Origin of the sequence: Intestinimonas sp. (genome assembly GCF_026169115.1) — a bacterium.
In the GTDB taxonomy this organism is placed as follows: Bacteria; Bacillota; Clostridia; order Oscillospirales; family Oscillospiraceae; genus Intestinimonas.
Map to the genome: position 1 here is coordinate 1 of NZ_JAPFEA010000005.1, position 23,559 is coordinate 23,559.

Genomic DNA, 23,559 nt, shown 5'->3' on the forward strand with positions numbered 1-23,559 from the left:
CGAGCGGCCGGGCACAGGCTTTCTATCATGGTATATGGTTTCGTCTGGGGGAGCCGTCTTCCCGGCGGCTGCGGCCCGAGCGCTTACTGGTAAAGCGGATACTTGGCACACATGCCGGCCACGGTCTCCCGGATGGCGTCGGCCTTGGCGTCGAAATCAGTGGCGGCCTGCCAGATGAGGGAGCCGATGACCTTCATCTCCTCCACGCCGAAGCCGCGGGTGGTGACGGCGGGGGTGCCCACCCGGATGCCGCTGGTGACAAAGGGCTTCTCGGGGTCGTTGGGGATGGCGTTTTTGTTGACGGTGATGTGGACCTCGTCCAGCCGCTTTTCCAACTCCTTGCCGGTGATGTGGGCCTTTCGCAGGTCCACCAGCATCAGGTGGTTGTCGGTGCCGCCGGAGACCAGGTCGAAGCCGGCTTCGGTGAGGGAGCCGGCCAGAGCGGCGGCATTTTCCACGATGCGGCCCTGGTAGTCCTTGAACTCGGGCTTGAGGGCCTCGCCGAAGGCCACCGCCTTGGCGGCGATGATGTGGAGGAGGGGACCGCCCTGGGAGCCGGGGAAGATGGCGGAGTCGATCTTCTTGGCCAGCTCCTCCTTGCAGAGGATCATGCCGCCCCGGGGACCCCGGAGGGTCTTGTGGGTGGTGGTGGTGACCACATCGGCATAGGGGACGGGAGAGGGGTGGAGCCCGGCGGCCACCAGTCCGGCAATGTGGGCCATATCCACGAAGAGATAGGCGCCCACCTCATGGGCGATGTCGGCGAAGGCTTTGAAGTCGATGATGCGGGGATAGGCGGAGGCGCCGGCGATCATCATTTTGGGCCGATGCTGCCGGGCCAGGTCCCGGACCTGATCGTAGTCGATGTAGCCCTGGTCGTTGAGCCCGTAGGAGACCATGTGGTAGTTCTTGCCGGAGAAGTTCACCGGCGAGCCGTGGGTGAGGTGCCCGCCGTTGCCCAGGTCCATGCCCAGCACGGTGTCGCCGTGGTCGCAAAGGGCCTGATAGACGGCGTAGTTGGCCTGGGCGCCGGAGTGGGGCTGGACGTTGGCGTGGTCGGCGCCGAAGAGCTTGCAGGCCCGGTCCCGGGCGATGTTCTCGGTGACGTCCACCTCCTGGCAGCCGCCGTAGTAACGCTTGCCGGGATAGCCCTCGGCGTATTTATTGGTGAGGACTGTGCCCATGGCTGCCAGTACCGCCTCGCTGACGATGTTCTCGGAGGCGATGAGCTCGATGTTCCGCCGCTGCCGGGCCAGCTCGGCCGCGATGGTGCCGCCTACCTCGGGATCGGAGACCGTGAGAAAGTCGATGATTTCTTGTACCATTGCCGTAACACCTCTCATCAAGGATGTAATGTGTCAAAGTGACATGTAAGCATTATAGCGCAACTGCCGTAGAAATACAACTGTCATTCTTGGAAAAACACGGTCGCATCTTGTCCTCATTTATGGTATGATAACGGGGAACGGCGGCAGACCGCCGACAGTACGGCATGGAAAGGAATGGCCGACATGACAAAGAAAGAACGGGCCGGAGCCATCGTGGAGGAACTCAAGGCCCTCTATCCGGAGGGGATCTGTTCCCTCAACTACCCCAAGCCCTATGAGCTGCTGTTTTCCGTCCGCCTGGCGGCCCAGTGTACCGACGAGCGGGTGAATATGGTGACGCCGGCCCTCTTTGCCCGGTTCCCCACCCTGGAGGCCCTGGCCCAGGCCGACGTCTCCGAGGTGGAGACCTACATCCACTCCACCGGCTTTTTCCGGGCCAAGGCCAGGGACATCGTGGCCGCTTCCCAGATGATGCTGGAGTGCTTTGGCGGACAGGTGCCGGACAATATGGAGGATCTGCTGAAGCTCCCGGGCGTGGGCCGGAAGACGGCCAATCTGATCCTGGGGGACGTCTACCACACTCCGGGCGTGGTGGTGGCTGACACCCACTGCATCCGCATTTCGGGCAAGCTGGGCCTCACCGACGGCACCAAGGACCCGGCCAAGGTGGAGACCCAGCTGCGGAAGATCCTGCCGCCGGAGGAGTCCAACGACTTCTGTCACCGGCTGGTGCTCCACGGCCGGGCGGTGTGCACCGCCCGGAAGCCCGACTGCCAGAACTGCACCCTGCGGCCCTGGTGCGCCTTTTTCCAGAAGAACGCGCAGTGAAATGGAGCTGAGGCAGAGCCCGTAGAAATGCTAAGTCCCCGCAGCCAATGGCCGCGGGGACTTGGCTTGTGCTTTATAATTGCGAGACTCTGCGCAGGCCCTGGCGGTATCGCAGGGCGCAGAAGGCGGTGAGACACAGGCACAGCAGCTCGGAGCAGAGGGTGGAAAGCCAGATGCCGGTGTCACCGAAGAGGGTGGAGAGGACCAGCAGAGAGCCGGCCATCAGCACCAGACTCCTGCCGAAGGAGATGGACAGGGCAAAGGCGGGGCGCTCCACGGCGGTGAAGAAGGCGGCGGTCACCACATTGAGTCCGAGGGGGAGGAAGGAGAAGGCGTACAGCCCCAGGGCGGAGATGGAGTAGTCGAACATGGGGCTCTCATGGTCCAGGAAGAAGCCCACGATGAGGTTGTCCCCCACCTCTACCAGGAGGAAGAAGAGCACAGAGAGGGTGAGGGCCAGGGTGACGCCATACCGGAGGAGGCGGTGGCAGACAGGGCGCTCCCCGGCCCCCAGGTGGAAGCTCACCAGGGGCTGGATGCCTTGGCCGATGCCGGTCATGGTCATGAGGACCAGGGTGTTGACATAGCTGATGATGGTGTAGGGGGTGAGTCCGTTCTCCCCGATGACCCGGAGGATGATGTGGTTGAACAAGAAGATGACCAGGCCGTTGGAGAGCTCGTTGAGCCCTTCGGAGAGACCCAGGGGGAGGATGCGCCGATAGGCGGACAGCTCCCATCGGAAGGGCTGGAACCGCAGCCGCTGCCGGTGGGTGAAGAAATACCCGGAAAAGACCGCCGTGGAGGTCACCTGGGCAAGGCCGGTGGCAAAGGCGGCGCCCCACACCCCCCAGTGGAAGACCAGGACAAAGACGGCGTCCAGCACCACGTTCATGAGGGCGCAGGAGATGACGCCCACGGTGCTGATGTGGGGGGCGCCGTTGGCCTTCACCTGTACCTCCAGATTGTAGGAGACGGTGAAAAAGACGGCAAAGACGGCGATGGTGCCCACATATTCCTTCACATAGACCAGGGTGTCCGGAGTGGCACCCAGGAAGCGGGCCACGGCGTCCAGGTTGAGGAGGACCAACAGGGTCAGCAGGAGACTGGCCGCCCCCGTCACCACCAGATTCTGATTGAAGTAGCCCCTGGCCCGCTCCAGATCCCCCTGCCCCAGGGCGATGGAGATGATGGTGGAGGTACCGGTGGCCAGCAGGATGCCCAGCATGAAGATGAAGGACGTGAAGGGCATGGAGAGATTCACTGCACGCAGGGCGATCTCGCCCACCCCGCGGGAGACGAAGACCCCGTCCACCATCGTGTAGAGGGAAAAGATCCACATGGAGATGATGGAGGGGACGACGAACTTGAAAAACCGCTTCATTAGGTCCATAATACGATGACCTCCCAGATTTGATCGGCGTCTGCAAGTATAGGATAAACCCTCGGACCGTACGAAGGTCAAGGGCCAGGAGGAAAAAAGATGAAAGACCTTTATCAGATCCACGAGCTGGCCAAGCTCTTTGGGCTCCACCCGGACACCCTGCGCTATTATGAGGAAAAGGGGCTTTTGCACCCGGAGCGGCAGGAGAACGGGTACCGGGTCTACCACATCCGGGACATCTGCACCCTGAACATCGTACGGGCCCAGCGGGAGCTGGGGGTGCCGGTGGAGGACATCCGGGCCTACCTGGACCGGCGGAGCGTGGCAGAGACCCTGGCCTTTCTGGAGCGGCAGGAGGGACTGCTGGAGCGAAAGATCGCAGAGCTGACGGAAATGCAGGGGGAGAGCCGGGACCGCCGGGACCGTCTGCTCCGCTTCCGGGACGTAGAGACCGGCGTGGTGACCTGCCGCACCATGCCGGAGCGGCCCTGTGTCATCCTCCAGGAGGATGTGATCCTGGAAAAGGAGATCGACTTCCTCCTCAAAAAGCTGGAAAAACGCCACAGCAATACCATCCGGATCATGGGCAAACAGACCATGGGGGCCCTCCTGGACCGGAAGGCCATGTGCCCGGGGGATTACAAGCATTTCGCCTTCGTCTTTTTCCTCACCGGACCGGACCAGGAGTGGGATGCGGTACTGCCGGCGGGAGAGTACGCCAGTCTTTTTTACCGCGGCTCCTATGAGCGGCTGGAGGAACACTGTGAGACGCTGTTCCGGGGGGCGGAGGAGCTGGACCTTGCCGTGGACGGAGCGCCCCTGGAGCTCTATCGCATCGACGCCCACGACACCGACCTGGAGGAGGAATATCTCACCGAGCTCCAGGTGAAGGTAAAGCGGGTGTAAATCAGCAGCGCCTCCGGCAAAAGCCGGAGGCGCTGCTGATTTTACATTTCATTCAGAAGTCCGCCGAACATCCGCCGGCGGCGGTCAGCATCGGTAACGGAGCGGTCCCGGGTGCGGTAAAGGAGGACGCCCGCCGCCGCCAGCACGCCGGAGAGCAGGTAGTCCAGCCCGCCCATGCCGCCGGGGGAGAAGGGGAGGATGAGATTGAGGGTCAGAAAGAGGGAGGCGATGATCCCAAGAACTGCCGTCACCCTGCCGCCGGGCATGGAGACGGGCCGCCGGAGCTCCGGATGGGTCCGGCGCAGCCGCAGTACAGAGAAGAGGGTGGTCACCCACATGACGATGGTGGCCAGAGAGGCGGTGTTGATGAGGGGGAGGAAGAAGAGCTTCCCCAGGAAGGGGGCGAGGAGGACCAGGGCCGCCGAGGCCCAGATGCAGCGGGTGGGGGTGCCGTATTTGGGGTGGAGACGGCAGAACCACCGGCTCATCAGGTCGGAGCCGGCCAGGCCGTAGAGCATCCGGGCGGCGGAGTAGAGGGTGGAGTTCATGACGCCCACGGCCCCCACGAAGGCGGTGAGCAGCAGCAGGACCCGCACCACCGGGGCCCCGGTGATGTCCACCAGAATGTCCGCAAAGGGGGCGGTGGAGGTCACGGCCTCCCGCCAGGGCATGTTGCCGGCCACGGCGGTGGAGACCAGGCACAAAAGGCCCGTGACCAGCACCAGGCAGACCACAAGGGCCAGCCCCGCCTTCCGGGCGGCCTTGCCCTCGGCGTCGGAGGCCGCCTTGGCCACCGTCTCCCATCCGGCCACCGAGAAGACCAACAGGGAGAGGAGGGACATGGAGCCGGTAAAGTCGAAGTCCAGACCGCCGCCGGAGGCGTAGACGGCTGGGTCAAAGTGGGCAAAGGCGGCGATGAGTCCCGCCAGACACATGAAGAGCAGGACCACCGTGGCGATCTTGGCCAGGGCGGCGCACACGTTGGCGCCCCGGTACTGGATGTAGAGAATGACAGCGGCCAGGAGGAACTGGATGAGGACGTTGGGCAGGGTGACGGCATAGCCCCCGGCGGTATAGAGAAGTCCGGTCTGGCCCAGGACGGGGAAGAGCTCATCCAGCAGAGACACGGCGGCCAGGTCCACCCAGCAGAAGACGATGGTGTTCATCATGACCCCGGCCCAGCCCACCAGAAAGCCGCCCCGGCAGCCGAAGGCGGCGGTGGCGTAGACCACCTCTCCGCCGGGAAGGGGGAGCATGGGGATGGCCTCCATATAGGCAAAGGCGAAGGGGAATTCCACCGCCATGCACAGCAGAAAAGCCACCGCCAGATTGAGGGGTCCCCGTGCGGTCTCCAGCCAGGTGCCGGTGAGGAGGAGCCAGGAGGTGCCCAACATGCACCCCACCCCCATGGCCACCAGTCCGAAAAAGCTGATAGAGCCTTGCTTGGCGCTGTTGTTCACGGCGGTTCTCCTTTCTCAGCGGCGCTTTTTGGGGAAGTAGGCGGATACCATGGCGGCGGTCTCCTCCAGCCACTGCTTCCGCTGGTCCGGGGTGCTCCCGGCCACCGGGCGGAAGAGACAGCGGTCAAAGGCGGGTAGGGCCAGCAGTCCGAAGACGCAGTCCTGCCAGATGCGCTGGAGGGGGTCGCCGAAGACGGCGTCCTCCACCGGCGCCGGGGTGTTGGAGGTGTTGAAGACCAGAGCGGCCCTGGCCTTCAGCAGGGGAGCGGGGGCTGCGCCGTCCACAGGCAGGGAATAGGCTTCGCCCTCCCGCAGCACCCGGTCCAGCCAGCCGGTGAGGATGGCGGGGGGCTGCCCCCACCAGTTGGGGTGGACCACTACAATGCCATCCGCCTGCTTCAGCTCCTCCTGGTACTGGAGGACCAGAGGGTCGGCGGATGGGCCGCCCGCAGCCTCGTCGGCTGTCATCACCGGGTCAAAGCCCTCGGCGCACAGGTTGTGGAGCCACACGCCGTAGCCGTTGGCCCGGAGGGCGTCGGCGGCGGACTGGGCCAGGGCGGCATTCAGGCTGTCCCCGCTGGGGTGGGCCAACAGGAGGAGCACCTGTCCGGCGTCCGTCCCGGGCTCCGGCTGTTCTGCCTTCGGAGCCGGCTGAGACTCGGGGCGCTCAGTCCGGGGCTCAGGGACGGGGTCCGGCGTGACCTCCGGGATAGGGGTGGCAGAGGGCTCAGGCTCGGCCTGCGCCTTCACGGGGGCGGTCACAGCCTGGGGCTCCTCCGCCTGCCAGGTGAAGCGGTCCAGGGCTCCCACCAGGATCTTGGCCGAACAGGGGGGCATGACCAGCCAGGTCCGGCCACCGTCATTGCGGAAGAGCGCGTCGCCGCCCAGCACGTCCTGGAGCACCGGCTCATTGTGGGGGAACTCCAGGGGGGCCTCCTGATGGGAGAGGTTGAAGAGAACATAGATCCGCTGCTCCGGGGTGGCGCGGCGGAAGACCAGCTGCTCATTTTTGATGACCACGTTCTCATAGTCCCCCACGGCCAGAGCGGGGAAGGCCCGGCGGATGCGGGAGAGGGCGGAGAGGTGGCGGCACAGGCCCTGGTCCCGCCGTTCCATGTCGGCGAGGTCCAGGGAGGGCCGCAGCGCCACGTCGGAGTGGGGGGTGCGCTTTCCCTCCACGGCCCACTCGCCGCCGTAGTAGATGGAGGGCACGCCGGGCATGGTATAGAGAAGGGTGTAGACGTTCTCCAGCAGCGCGGGGTCGGTGAGGGTGCTGGAGAGCCGGTCCACGTCATGGTTTTCGGTGAAGTTGTAGAGCCGCAGCCCCCGGTAGATGCCGCCGGGGCCGAACTGACGCCCCAGAGAGTGGGCGATCTCAAAGTAGTTCTTGGTATTGTGGGCCGACCAGTTGCCCTTCCAGCACTCGTAGTTGGTCACCGAGTCCAGCATTTCCGGGTTGGCCCAGCGGGCGTAATCCCCGTGGATGATCTCGCCCATGAGCCAGAATTCCGGGTCACGGGACTTGGTGTAGTGCTTGAGGGCCCGGAAGAAGTCGAAGTCTACGCAGTCGGCGGCGTCCAGCCGGAGCCCGTCGATGTGGAAGCGGTCCATCCACATGCCTACGGCCCCCAGCAGGTGGTCCCGGACCTCGGGGTTTTTCAGGTTGAGCTTGACCAGCTCGTAGTGGCCGCCCCAGGACTCATACCAGAAGGGGTCCCCCATGGGGGAGCCGCCGCCGAAGTTGAGGTTCTGGAACCAGCCGCAGTAGGGGGAGGCTTGCCCCTTTTCCCGCACGTCCCGGAAGGCCCAGAACTCCCGGCCCACATGGTTGAAGACGCCGTCCAGCACCACACGGATGCCGTTTTCGTGGAGGGTATCACAGAGTGCGGCGAAGGAGTCCACGTCCCCCAGGCGGCAGTCGATCTGGTAGTAGTCGGTGGTGTCGTAGCCGTGCTTCACCGACTGGCAGACCGGCCCCAGATAGAGGGCGTTCACCCCCAATTCTTTGAGGTGGGGGACCCAGTCCCTCAGCTTGTCCAGGCTGTGGACGGGGGCTCCGCCGGGGTTGTATTCCGGGCAGCCGCAGAAGCCCAGGGGATAGATATGATAAAAGACGGCGCTGTTGATCCAGTGGTCCATATGTGGTTCGCTCCTATCTCTGCCCATAGCGGGCTGTATGGGCCGGCATGGCCGGCGCATCCATTATACCACGGCTGTACCGGTTTGGCGAGAGGACAGTTCGGTGCACGCGGGCAAAAGGGGGCGCCCTTGACGGATATGGTATAATCATAGCATCGAAAAGCACACCAAGGAGGTCATTTTATGGTCACACTGGCCCAGCGCCTGGAGGGGCTGCGGGAGGAACGGGGCATGAGCCGCCCCGCTCTCTCCGCCGCTTTGGGGCTCCCCAAGAGCGCCGTTGAAAAATTTGAGACGGGTCGTCAGACCCCCACCAAGGAGCAGCAGGAGAAGATCGCGTCCTATTTCGGGGTCTCCCTCTTCTATCTCCGGGGGGAGAGCAGCGACCGTACCCGGCAGGAGGACTGGATGGACGCCGCCGCCTTTACCGACGAGGCGCCGGTCTTTGTGCCCAAGCCCGCCCCCAAGCCCCCAAAATCCAAGGCGGCGGAGCCGGCCCAGGGCGGTATGCTGGACGCCATGCTGGCCAGCAAGGGCGTGCAGGAGCTGCTGCGGGGCATGGTGCTGGATGTGCTCCGGTCCCCGGAGGGGCAGGCCGTCATCGCCCAGGCGGTGCGCAGGGAACTCAAGAAGTGAGGCGGCAGACACATGCACAATGAACTGACGCAAAAGGATATCCAGATGATGCAGGAGGAGCTGGACTACCGCCGGATCACCCTGCGGCCCAAGCTGCTGGAGGCGGTGAAGGAGGCCCGCGCCTTTGGCGACCTGAGCGAGAACTTTGAGTATAAGGCCGCCAAGCAGGAGAAAAACCGCAACGAGGGCCGCATCCGCTTTCTGGAAAACATGATCCGCACGGCGGTGGTGGTGTCGGACGCCTCCGCGGAGGATGCCGTGGGCCTCTACGACAAGGTGACGGTCTATCTGGAAGAGGATGACGAGACTGAGACCTATCAGGTGGTCACCACCATGCGGCAGGACGCCCTCCACGGTCTCATCAGCAAGGAGTCTCCGGTGGGGAGGGCCCTGCTGGGCAAAAAGGTGGGGGACCGGGTCCTCGTCCAGGTCAATGAGGCATTCAGCTACGAAATGGTCATCCAGCGCATCGAAAAGGCGGGAGACGACGGCTCCGTCCCACTCAACAGCTATTGATTCAAAAAGACCGCGTGTCCCCCTTCTCCGGGGGACACGCGGTCTGCATTTCTGAGAAGATCAGCGTCGCGAAAACGGCAGGTACAGGGAGAGGGCGGCGCTCACCAGAGGGACCAGCCCTGGTCTTTCCGGCTCTCCAGCACGTCCAGGCCTCCGCACAGCAATTCGGCGGCGTCGGCCCGGGTGAGGGAGTCGGAGAGGGCGAGGGCGCCGTCGGCATTGGCCTGGAGGACACCGGCGGTCTCCAGGTTGGCCGCCGCCTGACAGGCCCAGGCAGGGGCCGCGTCGTAGTCGGTATACAGGGTGGTGACAGCGGTGTCGGTGACCTGGAGCATCCGGTCCAGGAGCACCGCGGCCTCCGCCCGGGTGATGGTACGCTGGGGGTCGAAGACCACACCGTCGGCGCTGACCACGCCCTGGACGTAGCCCGCCTTCAGGGCGGAGGACACGTAGCCCTTGGCCCAGGTGGGGATGACGTCGTCGTCGGCAAAGCCGGTGCGGGTGACGCCTTCCAGAGAGGAAAGCCCGATGGTGTGCATGGCCAGGGCCACGAACTCCTCCCGGCTCACAGGCAGGTCGGGCTGGAAGAAGTGGGCGCCGCCCATGCACTCGCCGATGAGGATGCCCTCCTCGGCCAGCCGCAGGGCGGAGCAGTGGGCGCTCTGCCCCTCCATGTCGGCGTAGGTCACCTTGGTGTTGGCCTTTTCGATCTTCACCTTCACGGTGGCGGGCTCGGAGACATTGCCCACGGCGTCCACGGCCACGTAGGTGAAGGAGTCCTTGCCGGTTTTGTTCTCATAGGGAGTATAGGTGAAGAAGGCGGAGCCGTCCTCGGACAGGGTGACAGCGCCCCGGGCGGGCTTGTCCGCCAGACGGAAGGTGAGTAGCTCGCCCTCCGGGTCCACGGCGGAGAACTGACCCTGTACGGCCACATTTTTGTAGGTGCTCAGCGCCAGATCCCGGGCGATGGGGGTGGAGTTTTCGGCGGTGAGCAGGTAGAGGTCCACCGTGACGTCCGCGCCGGCGGAGCCGTCGGCAAAGACGGGGGTGAAGGAGAAGCTGGTGGTGGCCACCGTGGGGGCGGAATTGGGGGTAAAGGTCATGCCGGAGACGGCCTCCAGAGCCACCGCCTCGCCGGCGGCCAGATCTATGCCGCCCAGGGTGAGCACGCCGGCGTTGGAGTCGGGCAGGGAAGCGAGCACGATGGAGTCCAGGCCCACGTCGCTGTTCTCCACCAGAAAGTCGTCGGCGGAGAAGGTGAAGACCTCCCGGGGCGTACCGTTTTTGGCAAAGGTGGCCACGGCGGGGGCCTCCGGCTCAGGACTGAGCAGCTGGGCGGAGACGGGAAGGGCCATGAGCACGGAGAGCGCGGCCATCAGAAGCAGCAGCACGCCCCGGCGCAGGGAATGGGGAGAGTTCAAAACAAAGACCTCCTTCAATGACACAGGGTCAGGATGTGGTCTTAGTTTGGACGCTTGCCGAGAGATTATTCCAGTCCGGAAGGCAGAAATTGCCCCGAAGCTAGCTCAGCTGGCTCCGGTCCCGCAGCCAGCTTGGCAGGGAGCGCATCTTGATGCCGGAGACGATGCCCATGCAGGCGTAGAGTGTGATGATGGAGGACCCGCCGTAGCTAAAAAAGGGGAGGGTGAGACCCACCACCGGGAAGACGTAGAGACACATGCCGATGTTGATGCCGGTCTGGAGAAGGAGCATGGCGGCGTAGCCCATGGCGATGTAGGCCGCCATGGGGCTGGCCGCCCGGCGGGCCACCCAGATGCAGCGCAGGATGATGGCGGTGAGCAGGAGCATCACCGCCACACAGCCGATGAGCCCCAGCTCCTCGCCGCACACGGCGAAGATCTCGTCGGTGTGCCGGGCGGGGAGGGCCGACTTGGATGTGCTCTGGGTCTGGGTGCCCTGGAGATAGCCCTGGCCGAAGACCCCGCCGCTGCCGATGGCCAGGATGCTGCGGGTCTGCTGCCAGCCGTCCCCCTGGGTCTGGTTGTGGAGGGTATCCGGATTGCCCAGGATGTGGTCCACCACCACGGTGAACCGGCCCTGGATGTAGGCGGGGATGTGGTCCCAGACCAGGAGGAAGGCCCCCACCACCGAAGCGGCCCCCAGGAGGAACCAACGCTTTTTGACCCCCGCCGTCCAGGCGATGACGACAAAGAGTCCCAGGTAGACCAGCACCATGCCGAAGTCCCCGGAGACCATGGCAATGAGCCCGGCCATGAAGAGGGTGTGCCCCGCCAGCTGGACCACGGAGGTGAAGCGGCTGATGCCCCAGTCCTGGAGCTTGCGGCATTGGAGGGCGAGGAGGAGGACGAAAAAGACCTTGGCCACCTCGGCGGGCTGGATGTTGATGGGCAGGAAGGGAAAGGCCAGCCAGGAGTTGTTGCCGGTGCTCTCCGCCCCGGTACCGAAGGGGGTCTTGAGCAGAAGGATGATGAAGACATTAAAGCCGAACATCCACTTCCAGCTCTTTTCGGTGAAGAGCTCCACATCTACGAAGGACATGACAAAGTAGGCCACCACTCCCAGGGCGATGGCCACGAGCTGAATGGGGACGTAGCGGGTGTTGTTGGGGTAGAGGTAGCGGGTGGCGCTGTAAATGAGGGCCACCCCGAAGAGGGAGGCGGCCAGGATGAGGGCAAGGAGGACCATGTCCGCCTTGCGGAAAAATTCTTTGACCCAGTCAGTGAGCCACACGGGCGGTGAACACTCCTTTTTTACATTCCGGCGGCAGTCCGGCCGGAAGGGATAAGACATGAAAGGATAGATGATATTGTACCACTTTGGGCGGATTTCGTAAACAGGTTTTACAGCGGTGTTTTTTTATGCTATAATAAATCAGATATCGTATACTGGATGGTAAAAAAGAGGAGGGAGCTCGTTGGAGCATGTGACCAACAGCCCGGAGGAGACTGAGGCCCTGGGGGAGGCCCTGGCCGGACGGCTGACGCCGGGGACTGTCATCGCCTTCACCGGGGACCTGGGCGCGGGGAAGACGGCTTTTGTCCGGGGCCTGGCCCGGGGCCTGGGCGTCCGGGAGCGGGTGACCAGCCCCACCTTCACCATCGTCAATGAGTATGAGGGGGGCAGACTGCCCCTGTTCCACTTCGACATGTACCGCCTGGGCTCGGCTGACGAGCTCTTCGACATCGGCTGGGAGGACTACCTGGCCCGGGGCGGCGTGTGCGCCGTGGAGTGGAGCGAGAACGTCTCCGACGCGCTGGACGGCGACTGCCTCCGGGTGGACATCCGCCGGGGCGGGGACGACAGTCAGCGGATCATTACTGTGGGAGGAGGAAGGTTGGATTGAAGATCCTGGCTTTGGAGTCCTCTGCGGTGGCCTGCTCTGCGGCGGTGTGCGAGGACGAGCGGCTCATCGCCCAGTCCTTCCAGCACAGCGGCCTCACCCACAGCCGCACCCTCCTGCCCATGTGCGCCGACCTGCTGAAAAACTGCGGCCTTACCCTGGAAGAGATGGAAGTCATCGCCGTGGCGGCGGGGCCCGGCTCCTTCACCGGGTTGCGCATCGGCGTGGCGGCGGCCAAGGGTCTGGCCTGGCCCGGAGACAAGCCCTGTGCCGGCGTCTCCACCCTGGAGGCCATGGCCTGGAGCCTGGCCCATGTGGAGGGAGAGATCTGCCCCGTCATGGACGCCCGTCGGTCTCAGGTCTACAACGCCCGGTTCCAGGCCGGGGGCGGCGCCCTCACCCGGCTGTGTCCTGACCGGGCCATCTCCATTGAGGATCTGGCGGCGGAGCTGGAGGCGTGCAAAAAAACGCAAATACTGGTTGGAGACGGCGCTTTGCTGTGCTATAATGAATTGACCAGGCGCGGCCTGCCGGTGGAGCTGGCGCCGCCCCATCTGCGTATGCAGAGCGCGTGGGGAGTGGCCCGTGGGGCTCTGGAGCTGGCCCGGAACGACGGACTGGTGTCCGCTGCGGCCCTTTCGCCCGTCTACCACCGGCTCTCCCAGGCGGAGCGGGAGCGGCTGGCCAGAGAAAAAGAAATGACCATGAAAAACGATAAAGGGGAAGAATGACATGGATAATATGGTACACATTTTCGACCACCCTCTGATCCAACACAAGCTGTCCATTCTCCGGGATGAGAAGACCGGCGTCAAGGAGTTCCGTGAGATCGTCTCCGAGATCGCCACCCTTATGTGCTATGAGGCCACCCGGGACCTGCCCACCGAGGAGGTCACCATCAAGACGCCTGTGGCCACCGGCACCTTCCGGGCCCTGGCGGGCAAGAAGCTGGCCATCGTCCCCGTGCTCCGGGCCGGCCTGGGCATGGTGGACGGCATCCTGACCCTGATCCCCTCCGCCAAGGTGGGCCACATCGGCCTGTACCGGGATCCCGACACCCTGGAGCCGGTGGAGTACTACTGCAAGATGCCCAACGACATCTCCGAGCGGGACGTCATCATCCTGGACCCCATGCTGGCCACCGGCGGCTCCGCCTCCGCCGCCATCCAGTTCATCAAGAACTATGACGTCAAGCACATCAAGCTCATGAACATCATCGCCGCCCCCGAGGGCGTGGAGCGGGTCCGCAAGGACCACCCCGACGTGGAGATCTACTGCGCCGCCCTGGACGAGAAGCTCAATGACCACGGCTACATCGTTCCCGGCCTGGGCGACGCCGGAGACCGGATCTTCGGCACCAAATAATGAGGTGTAAGCCTGTCTATGAGACGGCGCGGCTGGCCCTTCGGCTGGCCGCGCCGTCCTTTGCCCCTGCCTTGACCGACTACTACTGCCGGAACCGGACTTTTTTCTCTGCCTTTGACCCGGAGCGGGGGGAGGACTTCTTCACGCTGGAGCGCCAGCGGGCCTCCCTGGAGCAGGACGCGCGCCTGGCGGAGGAGGACCGGGGCTATCGATTTTACCTCTCTCTGCGGGAGGAGCCGGAGCGGATCGTGGGCATGGTGGGGCTCAGCAACCTGGTCCGGGGGGCCTTTCAGTCCTGTCACCTGGGCTATAAGCTGGATGGGGCCCTCCTCTGTCAGGGGTATATGACCGAGGGGGTGAAGGCCGCCGCGGACATTGCCTTTGCCGACCTGGGGCTCCACCGTATCGAGGCCAATATCATGCCCCGGAACCGCGCCTCGCTCCGGGTGGCGGAGAAGGCCGGTTTCTACCACGAGGGACTGGCCCTCAAATACCTGAAGATCAACGGCATGTGGGAGGACCACATACACATGGTCCTTCGCCGGGAGCTCTGGTCCGGGGAGGAAGACCCGGCCAGCTGACCGGGAACCGAAAAACCGGGAAAACGGAGAGAAACGGCGCAGATGGGGACCATCTGCGCCGCGCCTTTGCGCCCAGGGGCGGACATTTCTGTTGAGATTTTTATGTCTATATGGTAAAATAATAAATTACGTGAGAGAAACACTGGAAACTGAGCGCCTTTTTCGGCGATTCGGCATATGCTGGCAGTGAGCATCCATCCCTGAGAGGAGTTTTGTGTGCATGAAGATCGTGGTTCTGGCGGGCGGGCTGAGTCCGGAGCGGAACGTATCCCTGTCCTCGGGGGTCATGGTGGCGGAGGCCCTGCGGAGCCGCGGCCACCGGGTGGCCCTGGTGGACCTGTATTTTGGACTGGAGAACTGGGAGGGGACGCCGGAGGAGGTCTATGACGCCCCGGCCCCGGAGAAATGGCGGAGAGTGGATCACGCCGCCCCCGACCTGGAGGCGGTGAAGGCCCGCCGGAAGTGGAAGGGCGCAAGCCAGCTCGGGCCCGGGGTGCTGGAACTGTGCGCCGGGGCCGACGCCGTTTTCCTGGCCCTTCACGGCGCCTGCGGCGAAGACGGGCGGGTCCAGGCCGCCCTGGACCTCATGGGTATCCCCTACACCGGCTCGGGCCACCTGGGCAGCGCCGTCGCCATGGATAAGGACCTGACCAAGCGGCTGTGCGCCCAAGCCGGCATCGCCACTCCCCAGTGGAAGCTGCTGGAATACGGCGCGGAGGAGATCTCCGCCCTGAGCCGGAGCCTGACCCTCCCCCTGGTGGTAAAGCCCATGGACTCGGGCTCCTCCATCGGCGTCTCCATCGCCCATACCTGCGACCAGCTGGCCGCCGCCCTCACCGAAGGGCTGAACTTCGGAGGCCGGGTCATCGTGGAGCAGTATGTCTCGGGCCGGGAGATCCAGGTGGGCGTACTGGAGGAAGAGGCCCTGCCCTCCATTGAGATCATTCCCCGGGAGGGCTTCTACGACTATGAGAACAAATATCAGCCCGGAGCGGCGGTAGAGGTCTGCCCGGCGCCGGTGGACGCCGGCCTGGAGGCCCTGTTGGAGGAGACGGCCCGGAAGGTCCATGCCCTGGTGGGTCTGGCGGTCTACTCCCGCAGTGATTTCATTGTGGATGCCCAGGGGAAGCCCTGGTTTCTGGAGATCAATACCCTGCCCGGCATGACGCCCACCAGCCTCCTGCCCCAAGAGGCAGCGGCGGTGGGCATCGATTATCCGACCCTTTGCGAGCGCATCCTTCTGGCTTCTCTGGAGGCCAGAAGGGCCGGGCGCTGAGAGACGCGGAAAAGGAGAAGGTCATACTATGGAGCCCATTACCATACGAGAGATCGTCGGCGCTGTGGACGGCAGTCTGCTGGGCGGCTTCGACCAGCTGGACCAGACCGTGACCCATGTGTTCACCGACAGCCGGAAGCCGGACCCCGGCGCGCTGTTCATTCCCCTGGTGGGGGAGCGATTTGACGGCCATGCTTTCATCAACGACGCCCTGGAGGGCGGGGCCGCCGGCTGTTTTACCCAGCGGGAGCGGGAGAGCTATCTGCCCGGAAAATTTTATATCAAGGTGAGCAGCACCCAGAAGGCCCTGAGAGATCTGGCCCGGTGGTACAAAAAGCGTTTCTCCATCCCCTTTGTGGCCATCACCGGCAGCGTGGGGAAGACCACCACCAAGGACATGGTGGCGGCGGTGCTGGGGGAGCGGTTCAGGGTCCTCAAGACGGAGGGCAACTTCAACAATGAGGTGGGGCTTCCCCTCACCCTGCTGCGCCTGAACCGCGACCACGAGGTCTGTGTGCTGGAGATGGGAATGAACCATTTTGGGGAGATTGAGTACCTCAGCGCCATTGTGGAGCCCGACGTGGCCGTCATCACCAACATCGGGGACTCCCACATCGAAAATCTGGGCTCCCGGGAAAACATCCTCAAGGCCAAGTGCGAGATCTTCACCCACATGGACCCGGCAAAGGGCTTTGTGATCCTCAACGGGGATGACCCCCTCCTCACCGGCCTGCGCCCCACTCTGCCCTTTGAGACGGTGTCAGTGGGCGCGGCAGAGGGCCTGGAGTACCGGGCCACGGACGTATCGGCGGACGGGGAGAAGTGCGTCTGCTGCCATGTGACCACCCCTGGGGCCGCTTTTGACGCCCGGATCCCCGCCCTGGGCAGCCACATGCTCTATCCCACCCTCACTGCGGCCGCCGTGGCGGAACACTTCGGTATGACGGGGGAGGAGATCGCCCGGGGCATCCTCCGGTTTGCCCCTACCAAGATGCGTATGAACATCCTCAAGCGGGGGGAGGGCATCACAGTCCTCAACGACACCTACAACGCCAACCCTCAGTCCATGCGGGCGGCGGTGGAGGTGCTGGCCAAAACCGGCGGAGGGTATAAGATTGCCGTGCTGGGGGATATGTTCGAGCTGGGGCCCTTCGCCCCCACCCTCCACGCCGGCGTTGGCACCTACCTGGCCAAGGCGGGGGTGGATTGCCTGCTGGCGGTGGGCGAGCTGGCCCAGCACATCTATCAGGCGGCCCAGGAGGCCGGTCTGGCCGACGCCTACTGGTGCCGGACCAAGGAGGAGGCCGAGCCCATCCTGGGGCAGCTGGTGCGCCCGGACGCCACCATCCTGGTCAAGGCATCCCGTGGTATGGCCTTTGAGGAATTTGTGGACTACCTCAAATCCATCACGGCGGAGCCATAAAAGCTGTAAAAGGAAAAAGCCGTGCCGCAATCGCGGCACGGCTTTTGGAGGATAGATTCAGCCGAACAGGGCGGCCAGACGTTCGTCGAAAGGCGGATGGATGACGCCCTTTTCGGTGACGATCCCGGTGAGGAGCCGGTGGGGCGTTACATCAAAAGCGGGATTACAGACCCCGACGCCCTCCGGCGCCGTCTGTACCCCGGCGAAATGGGTGACCTCGGCGGGGTCACGCTCCTCAATGACGATGTGCTTCCCGTCGGGGATGGACATGTCGATGGTGGAGGAGGGCAGGACGGTGTAGAAGGGAATGCCGTGGTAGGCGGCCAGCACCGCCACGCCGTAGGTGCCGATTTTGTTGGCGAAGTCGCCGTTGCGGGCCATGCGGTCACAGCCCAGGAAGACCATGTCGATCTTGCCCTGGGCCATGAGGGAGGCCGCCATGTTGTCGGTGATGAGGGTGGCGGGAATGCCGTCCTTCACCAGCTCCCAGGCGGTGAGCCGAGCCCCCTGGAGGAGGGGGCGGGTCTCGTCACAGTAGACCATCTCCACATTCCCTCTGGCGTGGGCGGCCCGCACCACCCCCAGGGCGGTGCCGAAGCCGCCGGTGGCGATGGCCCCGGCGTTGCAGTGGGTGAGGATGCGGGCGCCGTGGGGCACCAGCTCTGCGCCGAAGCGGCCGATCTTCCGGTTCATGGCGATGTCCTCCCGATGGATGGCCTCGGCCTCCTGAAGGAGGGCAGGGATGACCTCCGGACCGACGCCAGCGGCGAGGATGCGCTTCATCCGGTCCAGGGCCCAGAAGAGATTGACTGCGGTGGGCCGGCTGGCGGCCAGGGTCTCCAGGGCCTGGTCCATGCCGGAGCGGAACGCCCCGGGGGCCCGGTTCCGGAACTCCATGGCGGCCAGGCACACGGCGTAGGCGGCGGCAATGCCAATGGCCGGCGCCCCCCGGACCACCAGGCGGCGGATGGCTTCGGCCACCCTTCGATAGTCGGTGTAGTCGTCCCAGATCTCTTCCGTGGGGAGCCGGGTCTGATCGAGAAGGGCAAGGGATTCCCCCAGCCAGCGGATGGCGTCCATGGGACATACCTCCTTACAGTTGAGATTTGATGTTCATATCATACCACATCGTGGAGCGGGAGTAAACGAATGATAGACATATCTGTGTCAAACGTCAGCAAAGAATTTGAAGTGGGCCGGAAGATCCTGGATGGGGTGACCTTCCAGGTGGACACCGGGGAACGGGTGGGCCTGCTGGGCAAAAACGGAGCGGGGAAGACCACCCTGTTCCGTATCCTCACCGGGGAGCTGGAGTCGGACGAGGGCCAGGTATCGGTGGCCTCCGGCAAGCGGGTGGGACTCATCTCCCAGATCCCCGTCTATCCCGCCGGCTACACCGTGGAGATGGTGCTGCGGGCGGCCTTCCAGCGGCTGAGCGCCATGGAGGTGGAAATGGAGTCCCTCACCGCCCGAATGGCGGCGGGGGAGAGCGACCCTGCCCTCCTGCGGCGGTACGACGCCCTGTCCGCCGCCTACGAGTCGGGGGGCGGCTACGACGTGGAGACCCCCCTCAACAAGGTCTGCAACGGCCTGGACATCTCCCCGGACATGCGTCAGCGGCCCTTTGCCGACCTCTCCGGCGGCGAGAAGACCCGGGTCAACCTGGGGCGGCTCATCCTGGAGGACACCGATGTGCTGCTGCTGGACGAGCCCACCAACCACCTGGATCTGCGCTGCACCGAGTGGCTGGAGGACTATCTCTCCCGCTTCAAGGGCACCGTGCTCACCATCTCCCATGACCGCTGGTTCCTGGACAAGGTGGTCAGCCGGGTCATCGAGCTGGAAAACGGCAAAGCCGAGTTCTATGCCGGCAATTACAGCTACTATGTGGAGGAGAAGGAGCGCCGCTACCAGGAACAGCTCCGGCAGTACGAAAAGGAGCAGGCCAAGATCGAGCAGCTCCAGACGGCGGCCGAGCGGCTGCGGGTCTGGGCCTACTCGGGCAACGACAAGGTATTCAAGCGGGCCTTCTCCATGGAAAAGCGGATCGAGCGCCTGCGCAAGACCGACAAGCCCCGCAAGGACCGAAAGCTGGAGATCAAGTTCGGCGAGCGGGAGTTCCGGGGCGATGAGGTCATGGTGGTGAAGGACCTGAAAAAATCCTTCGGAGACCGGACCCTCTTCGACCATGTGGACCTGGAGGTGGTGGGGGGCGAGCGCATCGCCCTGCTGGGGGACAACGGGACCGGAAAGTCCACCCTCATCAAGCTCATCATGGGGGAGGAGACCCCGGATGAGGGCAAGATCCGCCTGGGCCCCACGGTGAAGATCGGCTACCTGCCCCAGATCATCCACTTTGACCGGCCTGACCGGAATCTGGTGGACACCATGCTTTACGCCCAGAACTGTTCCACCCAGGAGGCCCGGGACCGGCTGGCCGCCTTTGACTTCCGGGGGGAGGACGTCTTCAAAAGCGTCTCCGCCCTCTCCGGTGGCGAGCAGTCCCGTCTGCGGCTGTGCATGCTCATGGACAGCAAGATCAACCTCCTCATCCTGGACGAGCCCACCAACCACCTGGACCTCAACTCCCGGGAGTGGATCGAGGAGGCGGTGGCCGACTATACGGGCAACCTCCTCTTTGTCTCCCATGACCGGTACTTCATCAACCAGTTTGCCACCCGGATCTGGATGCTGGAGGACGGCGGGATCACCGATTTTGACGGCACCTTTGCCGAATACCGGGCCTGGAAGGACAAGAAACTGCCCGTCCCGCCGCCAAAGCGGGAGGAGGCGCCCCCCAAAAAGGAGAAGCCCAAGCGCACCGGCGGCACCAAGCTGCTGGAGAAGGAGGTGGCCGCCGCCGAGCGGGAGGTCACCCGGGCCGAGGAGCGGATGTACGACCTCACCCAGGAGATCGAGGCGGCCAGCAGCGACTATTTGAAGCTCACCGAGCTCTACGAGCAGCGGGACGCCCTGGAGGAGGAGATCGCCCATCTCTATGCCGTCTGGGAGCGGCTGAGCGCCGAGCTGGAGGAGGTGAAGGCGGAGTGAACAGGAGAGCCTACCGGCCTTATCAGGGGAATGGCCGCTGGGGCGGCATCCTGCTGGGGCTGGGCGTGCTTCTGCTGGCCTTTGGGCTGGGGATGTTCCTGCTCGCCCCCTTCAGCCTGCGGAAGTTCGCCGCCTTCCCGGCGGCGGGGGGCGGATACCTGGTGCTCTACGGTCTCACGGCACGGTGCCCGGTCACCACAGGGCGGGTGCTGCGGCGCATCCTTCTGGCCCTTCTGGCCCTGGCTCTCATCGCCTTTGCCGCCCTGGAGGGGGTGGTGCTCACCGGTGCCCGGACCGAGATCGCCCAGGGGGAGGAGGAGCCGGAGGTCATGGTCATCTTCGGCTGCCAGGTGAAGCCCTGGGGACCGTCGGAGCTCCTCCGGGACCGGCTGGACGCCGCCCTCACCTATCTGGAGGATCATCCGGACATGACGGTGGTGGTTTCCGGGGGCCAGGGCCCTGACGAGCCCATGAGCGAGGCCCAGTGTATGTACGATTATCTGGTGGAACACGGCGTGAATGGGAAGAACATCGTGCTGGAGGACCAATCCGGAAACACCTGGGAGAATGTTCGGTATACCATGGAGCTGTTCCGGGACGGCGCGGTGGAGCCCGCAGGGAAGGTCCTGGCGGTGTCCAACGGGTTCCACCTTGCCCGCATCCGGCTGCTGTGGGGCCGGGCGTGGGAGGGGACGGGCGCCCTTTCCACCCTGGCGGCCCCCTCCAGTCATTTGCCCTCCCGGCTGTCCATGTATCTTCGGGAGCCTTTTGCCCTGGTCAAGTCCTGGTTGCTGGATCGGTAGACATCAAAACCCATTTTGAGGAGCACACTATGCTGGAAGAAAAGCTCAAGGTATTGGAAAATCAATACGCCGAGGTGGAGGCCCGCCTGGCGGCGCCGGAGACCTACGGCGACCCGGACCGGGTGGCCCGGCTCAACCGGGAGCAGCGGGAGCTGGAGCCGGTGGTCACGACCTACCGGGCCTGTGTCAGGCGGCGGCAGGACCTCCAGGAAGCAGAGTCCCTACTGTCCGACCCGGACATGAAGGAGCTGGCCCAGGAGGAGTATGCCGCCGCCAAGGCCGACCTGGCCGAACTGGAGGAGAAGCTCAAGCTCCTGCTGCTGCCCCGGGATCCCAACGACGGAAAAAACGTCATTGTGGAGATCCGGGCCGGCGTGGGGGGCGAGGAGGCGGCCCTCTTTGCCCACTCCCTCTACCGCATGTATACCATGTACGCCGAGTCCCGGCGCTGGCATGTGGAGGTGGACTCGTCCAGCGAGACCGAGCTGGGCGGCGTGAAGGAGATCTGCTTTACCATTGACGGGGAGGGGGCGTACAGCCGCCTGAAATTTGAAAGCGGCGTCCATCGGGTCCAGCGGGTGCCTGAGACCGAGTCGGGAGGGCGTATCCACACCTCCACCGCCACAGTGGCGGTGCTGCCCGAGGTGGATGAGGTGGATTTTGAGCTTGACCCCGCCGACATTGAGATGCAGGTCTTCCGCTCCTCCGGAGCTGGGGGACAGCATGTGAACAAGACTTCCTCCGCCGTCCGGCTCATCCACAAGCCCACAGGCACGGTGGTGGAGTGCCAGCAGGAGCGCAGTCAGTTCCAGAACCGGGACAAGGCCATGCAGCTGCTGCGATCCCGGCTCTATGAGGAGAAGGTCCGGGAGCAGGAGGCGTCGGTGACGGCGGAGCGGCGCAGCCAGGTGGGCACCGGCATGCGCAACGAGCGCATCCGTACCTATAATTTTCCCCAGGGACGGGTCACCGACCACCGCATCGGCCTGACGCTCTACCAGATCGACGCCATTATGGACGGGGACCTGGACGAGGTCATCGACGGCCTTGTCACCGCCGACCAGGCCGAGCGCATGAAGGCCGGCCAAGAGGAATAAAAGGAGTGCGAAGACCATGGAACTGCTGATCCATTTCAATACCCTGCCCCAGGGTCTGACCCTGGAGGCTGTCAAATCCGACCTGGCCCTCCTGCTGGAGGACGACGGCTGGCTCACCGGCTCTGGCCCGGACCACATTGAGCTGGAGCTGGAGGATGAGAAGGTCAACCCCAAGTACGGTATTCTAACGGTGAAGGGCTATCTGCAAAAGGCTGAGTTCGCCCCGGACACCACCATTGAGCTGGCGGGGGTGCCGGTTGGCATCTACGAGTGAGGAGGGAGTACCGGATGAAAACAGCCATTTCCATCATCAATATCGTGTTCGGTGCGGTTCTCATCGCCGCCGGCGTGGTGGGTCTGGTGCTCACCTGCCGGGAGCGGGGCCGGGAGCAGTGGCGCTGAGCACGGGGAACGAGGCGAAGAGAGCATGAAGACAGAGAAAATGACCGGCGTCCAGATAGAGGAGGCCGCGGCCATCCTGCGGCGGGGGGGACTGCTGGGCATCCCCACCGAGACGGTGTACGGCCTGGGGGCCAACGGCCTGGACCCGGCGGCGGTGGCCCATATTTTCGAGGCCAAGGGCCGGCCCCAGGACAATCCTCTCATCCTCCACATCCCGTCGGCAGACTGGCTGGAGCGGTACTGTGCGGACATCCCGGAGGCCGCCTACATTCTGGCGGAGCGGTTCTGGCCGGGCCCCCTCACCATGATCCTGCGGCGCAGGCCGGTGGTGCCAGATGCGGTCACCGCCGGACTGGACACCGTGGGCATGCGCTGTCCCGCCCACCCGGTGTGCCGGGCCGTCATCGCCGCCGCCGGCGTGCCGGTGGCGGCTCCGTCGGGGAACACTTCCGGACGCCCCAGTCCCACCAACATGGCCGACATGCTGGAGGACATGGAGGGGAAGATCGACGGCATCGTGGACGGCGGCCCCTGCGCCGTGGGGGTGGAGTCCACCATCATCGACCTCACCGCTGCGCCGCCCAGGCTCCTGCGGCCCGGCGGCGTCACCCTGGAATCCCTGCGGGAGGCCCTGGGGGAGGTGGATGTGGACCCGGCGGTCACCCGGCTCATGGGGGCGGGGGAGCACCCCCGCGCCCCCGGCATGAAATACCGCCACTACGCCCCCAAGGCCCCCGTCACCGTGGTGAAGGGGGAGGCGGCGGCCACTGCCGCCTACATCCAGGCCCACCTGGGCGAGGGGGAGGGCGTGGTCTGCTTTGACGAGTATGCCGGTCTCTACGCCGGCCACACCGTGGAGCGGCTGGGTCCGGCGGCCGACAAGGCCGCCCAGGCCCGCAATGTCTTCGATGCCCTCCGGGCCTTCGACGGCACCGATGTCACCGCCATCTGGTCCCAATGCCCCGACGAGGGAGGGATCGGTCTGGCCGTCTCCAACCGCCTCAACAAGGCGGCGGGCTTCCATATCGTTGATCTGAGCTGAGGT

The 23,559-nt window shown here is 64.6% G+C and carries 22 protein-coding genes; 15 read left to right on the forward strand and 7 right to left on the reverse strand.

Features of this window, described 5'->3' with window-relative positions; genetic code table 11:
- Nucleotides 1-83: 83 nt before the first annotated feature.
- Entirely contained in the window at nt 84-1,325 is a 1,242-nt protein-coding gene (glyA, locus tag Q0Y09_RS00235; RefSeq protein WP_297716360.1) for a serine hydroxymethyltransferase, read from the reverse strand.
- A gap of 186 nt (nt 1,326-1,511) precedes the next feature.
- On the opposite strand from glyA, the gene nth reads away from it, so the two are divergent.
- A complete protein-coding gene (gene nth / locus Q0Y09_RS00240; RefSeq protein ID WP_297716361.1) occupies nt 1,512-2,156 on the forward strand; it encodes an endonuclease III in 645 nt (214 codons plus the stop codon).
- A gap of 73 nt (nt 2,157-2,229) precedes the next feature.
- Here nth and Q0Y09_RS00245 read toward each other — a convergent pair whose 3' ends face one another.
- On the reverse strand, nt 2,230-3,546 hold the full coding sequence (locus Q0Y09_RS00245; RefSeq protein ID WP_297716362.1) for an MATE family efflux transporter: 1,317 nt from the start codon (nt 3,544-3,546) through the stop codon (nt 2,230-2,232).
- Nucleotides 3,547-3,636: 90 nt separating this feature from the next.
- Between Q0Y09_RS00245 and Q0Y09_RS00250 the strand changes: the two genes are divergently transcribed.
- Entirely contained in the window at nt 3,637-4,443 is an 807-nt protein-coding gene (locus tag Q0Y09_RS00250) for a MerR family transcriptional regulator (RefSeq protein ID WP_297716363.1), read from the forward strand.
- 41 nt (nt 4,444-4,484) lie between these two features.
- Here Q0Y09_RS00250 and Q0Y09_RS00255 read toward each other — a convergent pair whose 3' ends face one another.
- Together Q0Y09_RS00255 and Q0Y09_RS00260 are read right to left on the reverse strand one after the other, a co-directional pair.
- Nucleotides 4,485-5,903, reverse strand: coding sequence for an APC family permease (locus Q0Y09_RS00255; RefSeq protein WP_297716364.1), 1,419 nt, complete (start codon nt 5,901-5,903; stop codon nt 4,485-4,487).
- 15 nt (nt 5,904-5,918) lie between these two features.
- Nucleotides 5,919-8,042: an alpha-amylase family glycosyl hydrolase gene (locus tag Q0Y09_RS00260; RefSeq protein ID WP_297716365.1), complete on the reverse strand. Its 2,124-nt coding sequence runs from the start codon at nt 8,040-8,042 to the stop codon at nt 5,919-5,921.
- 183 nt (nt 8,043-8,225) lie between these two features.
- On the opposite strand from Q0Y09_RS00260, the gene Q0Y09_RS00265 reads away from it, so the two are divergent.
- Both Q0Y09_RS00265 and Q0Y09_RS00270 read left to right on the forward strand, forming a co-directional pair.
- Complete coding sequence (locus Q0Y09_RS00265) at nt 8,226-8,678, forward strand: helix-turn-helix transcriptional regulator (RefSeq protein WP_297716366.1); 453 nt, start codon at nt 8,226-8,228, stop codon at nt 8,676-8,678.
- Nucleotides 8,679-8,690: 12 nt separating this feature from the next.
- Nucleotides 8,691-9,194, forward strand: coding sequence for a GreA/GreB family elongation factor (locus Q0Y09_RS00270; protein WP_297716367.1), 504 nt, complete (start codon nt 8,691-8,693; stop codon nt 9,192-9,194).
- A gap of 101 nt (nt 9,195-9,295) precedes the next feature.
- Here Q0Y09_RS00270 and Q0Y09_RS00275 read toward each other — a convergent pair whose 3' ends face one another.
- Both Q0Y09_RS00275 and Q0Y09_RS00280 read right to left on the reverse strand, forming a co-directional pair.
- Nucleotides 9,296-10,615 carry an S-layer homology domain-containing protein gene (locus Q0Y09_RS00275; RefSeq protein WP_297716368.1) on the reverse strand — a complete coding sequence of 440 codons (1,320 nt, stop codon included), beginning with the start codon at nt 10,613-10,615 and terminating at the stop codon, nt 9,296-9,298.
- Nucleotides 10,616-10,715: 100 nt separating this feature from the next.
- Entirely contained in the window at nt 10,716-11,906 is a 1,191-nt protein-coding gene (locus tag Q0Y09_RS00280) for an FtsW/RodA/SpoVE family cell cycle protein (protein ID WP_297716369.1), read from the reverse strand.
- 184 nt (nt 11,907-12,090) lie between these two features.
- Here Q0Y09_RS00280 and tsaE point away from each other — a divergent pair, with 184 nt between their 5' ends.
- From tsaE to murF, 6 genes are all read left to right on the forward strand, one after another.
- Nucleotides 12,091-12,519 (forward strand): tRNA (adenosine(37)-N6)-threonylcarbamoyltransferase complex ATPase subunit type 1 TsaE, encoded by a 429-nt coding sequence (gene tsaE / locus Q0Y09_RS00285; RefSeq protein ID WP_297716370.1) that lies wholly within the window; start codon nt 12,091-12,093, stop codon nt 12,517-12,519.
- Nucleotides 12,516-13,247 (forward strand): tRNA (adenosine(37)-N6)-threonylcarbamoyltransferase complex dimerization subunit type 1 TsaB, encoded by a 732-nt coding sequence (tsaB, locus tag Q0Y09_RS00290; protein WP_297716371.1) that lies wholly within the window; start codon nt 12,516-12,518, stop codon nt 13,245-13,247. The genes tsaE and tsaB overlap by 4 nt, the downstream gene beginning before the upstream one ends.
- Nucleotide 13,248: 1 nt before the next feature.
- Nucleotides 13,249-13,881, forward strand: coding sequence for a uracil phosphoribosyltransferase (gene upp / locus Q0Y09_RS00295; RefSeq protein ID WP_297716372.1), 633 nt, complete (start codon nt 13,249-13,251; stop codon nt 13,879-13,881).
- On the forward strand, nt 13,881-14,462 hold the full coding sequence (locus Q0Y09_RS00300; protein WP_297716373.1) for a GNAT family protein: 582 nt from the start codon (nt 13,881-13,883) through the stop codon (nt 14,460-14,462). The genes upp and Q0Y09_RS00300 overlap by 1 nt, the downstream gene beginning before the upstream one ends.
- Nucleotides 14,463-14,682: 220 nt before the next feature.
- Complete coding sequence (locus tag Q0Y09_RS00305) at nt 14,683-15,738, forward strand: D-alanine--D-alanine ligase (protein ID WP_297716374.1); 1,056 nt, start codon at nt 14,683-14,685, stop codon at nt 15,736-15,738.
- A gap of 28 nt (nt 15,739-15,766) precedes the next feature.
- Nucleotides 15,767-17,161 (forward strand): UDP-N-acetylmuramoyl-tripeptide--D-alanyl-D-alanine ligase, encoded by a 1,395-nt coding sequence (gene murF / locus Q0Y09_RS00310; RefSeq protein WP_297716375.1) that lies wholly within the window; start codon nt 15,767-15,769, stop codon nt 17,159-17,161.
- 57 nt (nt 17,162-17,218) lie between these two features.
- On the opposite strand, the gene mtnA is transcribed toward murF, so the two are convergent.
- Nucleotides 17,219-18,241, reverse strand: coding sequence for an S-methyl-5-thioribose-1-phosphate isomerase (gene mtnA / locus Q0Y09_RS00315; RefSeq protein ID WP_297716376.1), 1,023 nt, complete (start codon nt 18,239-18,241; stop codon nt 17,219-17,221).
- Nucleotides 18,242-18,325: 84 nt separating this feature from the next.
- On the opposite strand from mtnA, the gene abc-f reads away from it, so the two are divergent.
- The 5 genes from abc-f to Q0Y09_RS00340 all read left to right on the forward strand — a co-directional run bounded on the left by abc-f (nt 18,326) and on the right by Q0Y09_RS00340 (nt 23,556).
- Nucleotides 18,326-20,212 carry a ribosomal protection-like ABC-F family protein gene (abc-f, locus tag Q0Y09_RS00320; RefSeq protein WP_317380318.1) on the forward strand — a complete coding sequence of 629 codons (1,887 nt, stop codon included), beginning with the start codon at nt 18,326-18,328 and terminating at the stop codon, nt 20,210-20,212.
- Nucleotides 20,209-21,015 (forward strand): YdcF family protein, encoded by an 807-nt coding sequence (locus Q0Y09_RS00325; protein ID WP_297716378.1) that lies wholly within the window; start codon nt 20,209-20,211, stop codon nt 21,013-21,015. Before abc-f ends, Q0Y09_RS00325 begins: the two co-directional genes overlap by 4 nt.
- 32 nt (nt 21,016-21,047) lie before the next feature.
- A complete protein-coding gene (gene prfA, locus Q0Y09_RS00330) occupies nt 21,048-22,112 on the forward strand; it encodes a peptide chain release factor 1 (protein WP_297716418.1) in 1,065 nt (354 codons plus the stop codon).
- Between the two features lie 16 nt (nt 22,113-22,128).
- Nucleotides 22,129-22,386 (forward strand): hypothetical protein, encoded by a 258-nt coding sequence (locus Q0Y09_RS00335; RefSeq protein ID WP_297716379.1) that lies wholly within the window; start codon nt 22,129-22,131, stop codon nt 22,384-22,386.
- Between the two features lie 153 nt (nt 22,387-22,539).
- Entirely contained in the window at nt 22,540-23,556 is a 1,017-nt protein-coding gene (locus tag Q0Y09_RS00340; protein ID WP_297716380.1) for an L-threonylcarbamoyladenylate synthase, read from the forward strand.
- The last annotated feature ends 3 nt before the right edge of the window (nt 23,557-23,559 follow it).

Coding starts and splice junctions, on each gene's coding strand:
- glyA (WP_297716360.1), bottom strand. CDS start 1,325: ATGGTACAAGAAATCATCGACTTTCTCACGGTCTCCGATCCCGAGGTA.
- nth (WP_297716361.1), top strand. CDS start 1,512: ATGACAAAGAAAGAACGGGCCGGAGCCATCGTGGAGGAACTCAAGGCC.
- Q0Y09_RS00245 (WP_297716362.1), bottom strand. CDS start 3,546: ATGGACCTAATGAAGCGGTTTTTCAAGTTCGTCGTCCCCTCCATCATC.
- Q0Y09_RS00250 (WP_297716363.1), top strand. CDS start 3,637: ATGAAAGACCTTTATCAGATCCACGAGCTGGCCAAGCTCTTTGGGCTC.
- Q0Y09_RS00260 (WP_297716365.1), bottom strand. CDS start 8,042: ATGGACCACTGGATCAACAGCGCCGTCTTTTATCATATCTATCCCCTG.
- Q0Y09_RS00265 (WP_297716366.1), top strand. CDS start 8,226: ATGGTCACACTGGCCCAGCGCCTGGAGGGGCTGCGGGAGGAACGGGGC.
- Q0Y09_RS00270 (WP_297716367.1), top strand. CDS start 8,691: ATGCACAATGAACTGACGCAAAAGGATATCCAGATGATGCAGGAGGAG.
- upp (WP_297716372.1), top strand. CDS start 13,249: ATGGATAATATGGTACACATTTTCGACCACCCTCTGATCCAACACAAG.
- Q0Y09_RS00300 (WP_297716373.1), top strand. CDS start 13,881: ATGAGGTGTAAGCCTGTCTATGAGACGGCGCGGCTGGCCCTTCGGCTG.
- Q0Y09_RS00305 (WP_297716374.1), top strand. CDS start 14,683: ATGAAGATCGTGGTTCTGGCGGGCGGGCTGAGTCCGGAGCGGAACGTA.
- murF (WP_297716375.1), top strand. CDS start 15,767: ATGGAGCCCATTACCATACGAGAGATCGTCGGCGCTGTGGACGGCAGT.
- mtnA (WP_297716376.1), bottom strand. CDS start 18,241: ATGGACGCCATCCGCTGGCTGGGGGAATCCCTTGCCCTTCTCGATCAG.
- Q0Y09_RS00335 (WP_297716379.1), top strand. CDS start 22,129: ATGGAACTGCTGATCCATTTCAATACCCTGCCCCAGGGTCTGACCCTG.
- Q0Y09_RS00340 (WP_297716380.1), top strand. CDS start 22,540: ATGAAGACAGAGAAAATGACCGGCGTCCAGATAGAGGAGGCCGCGGCC.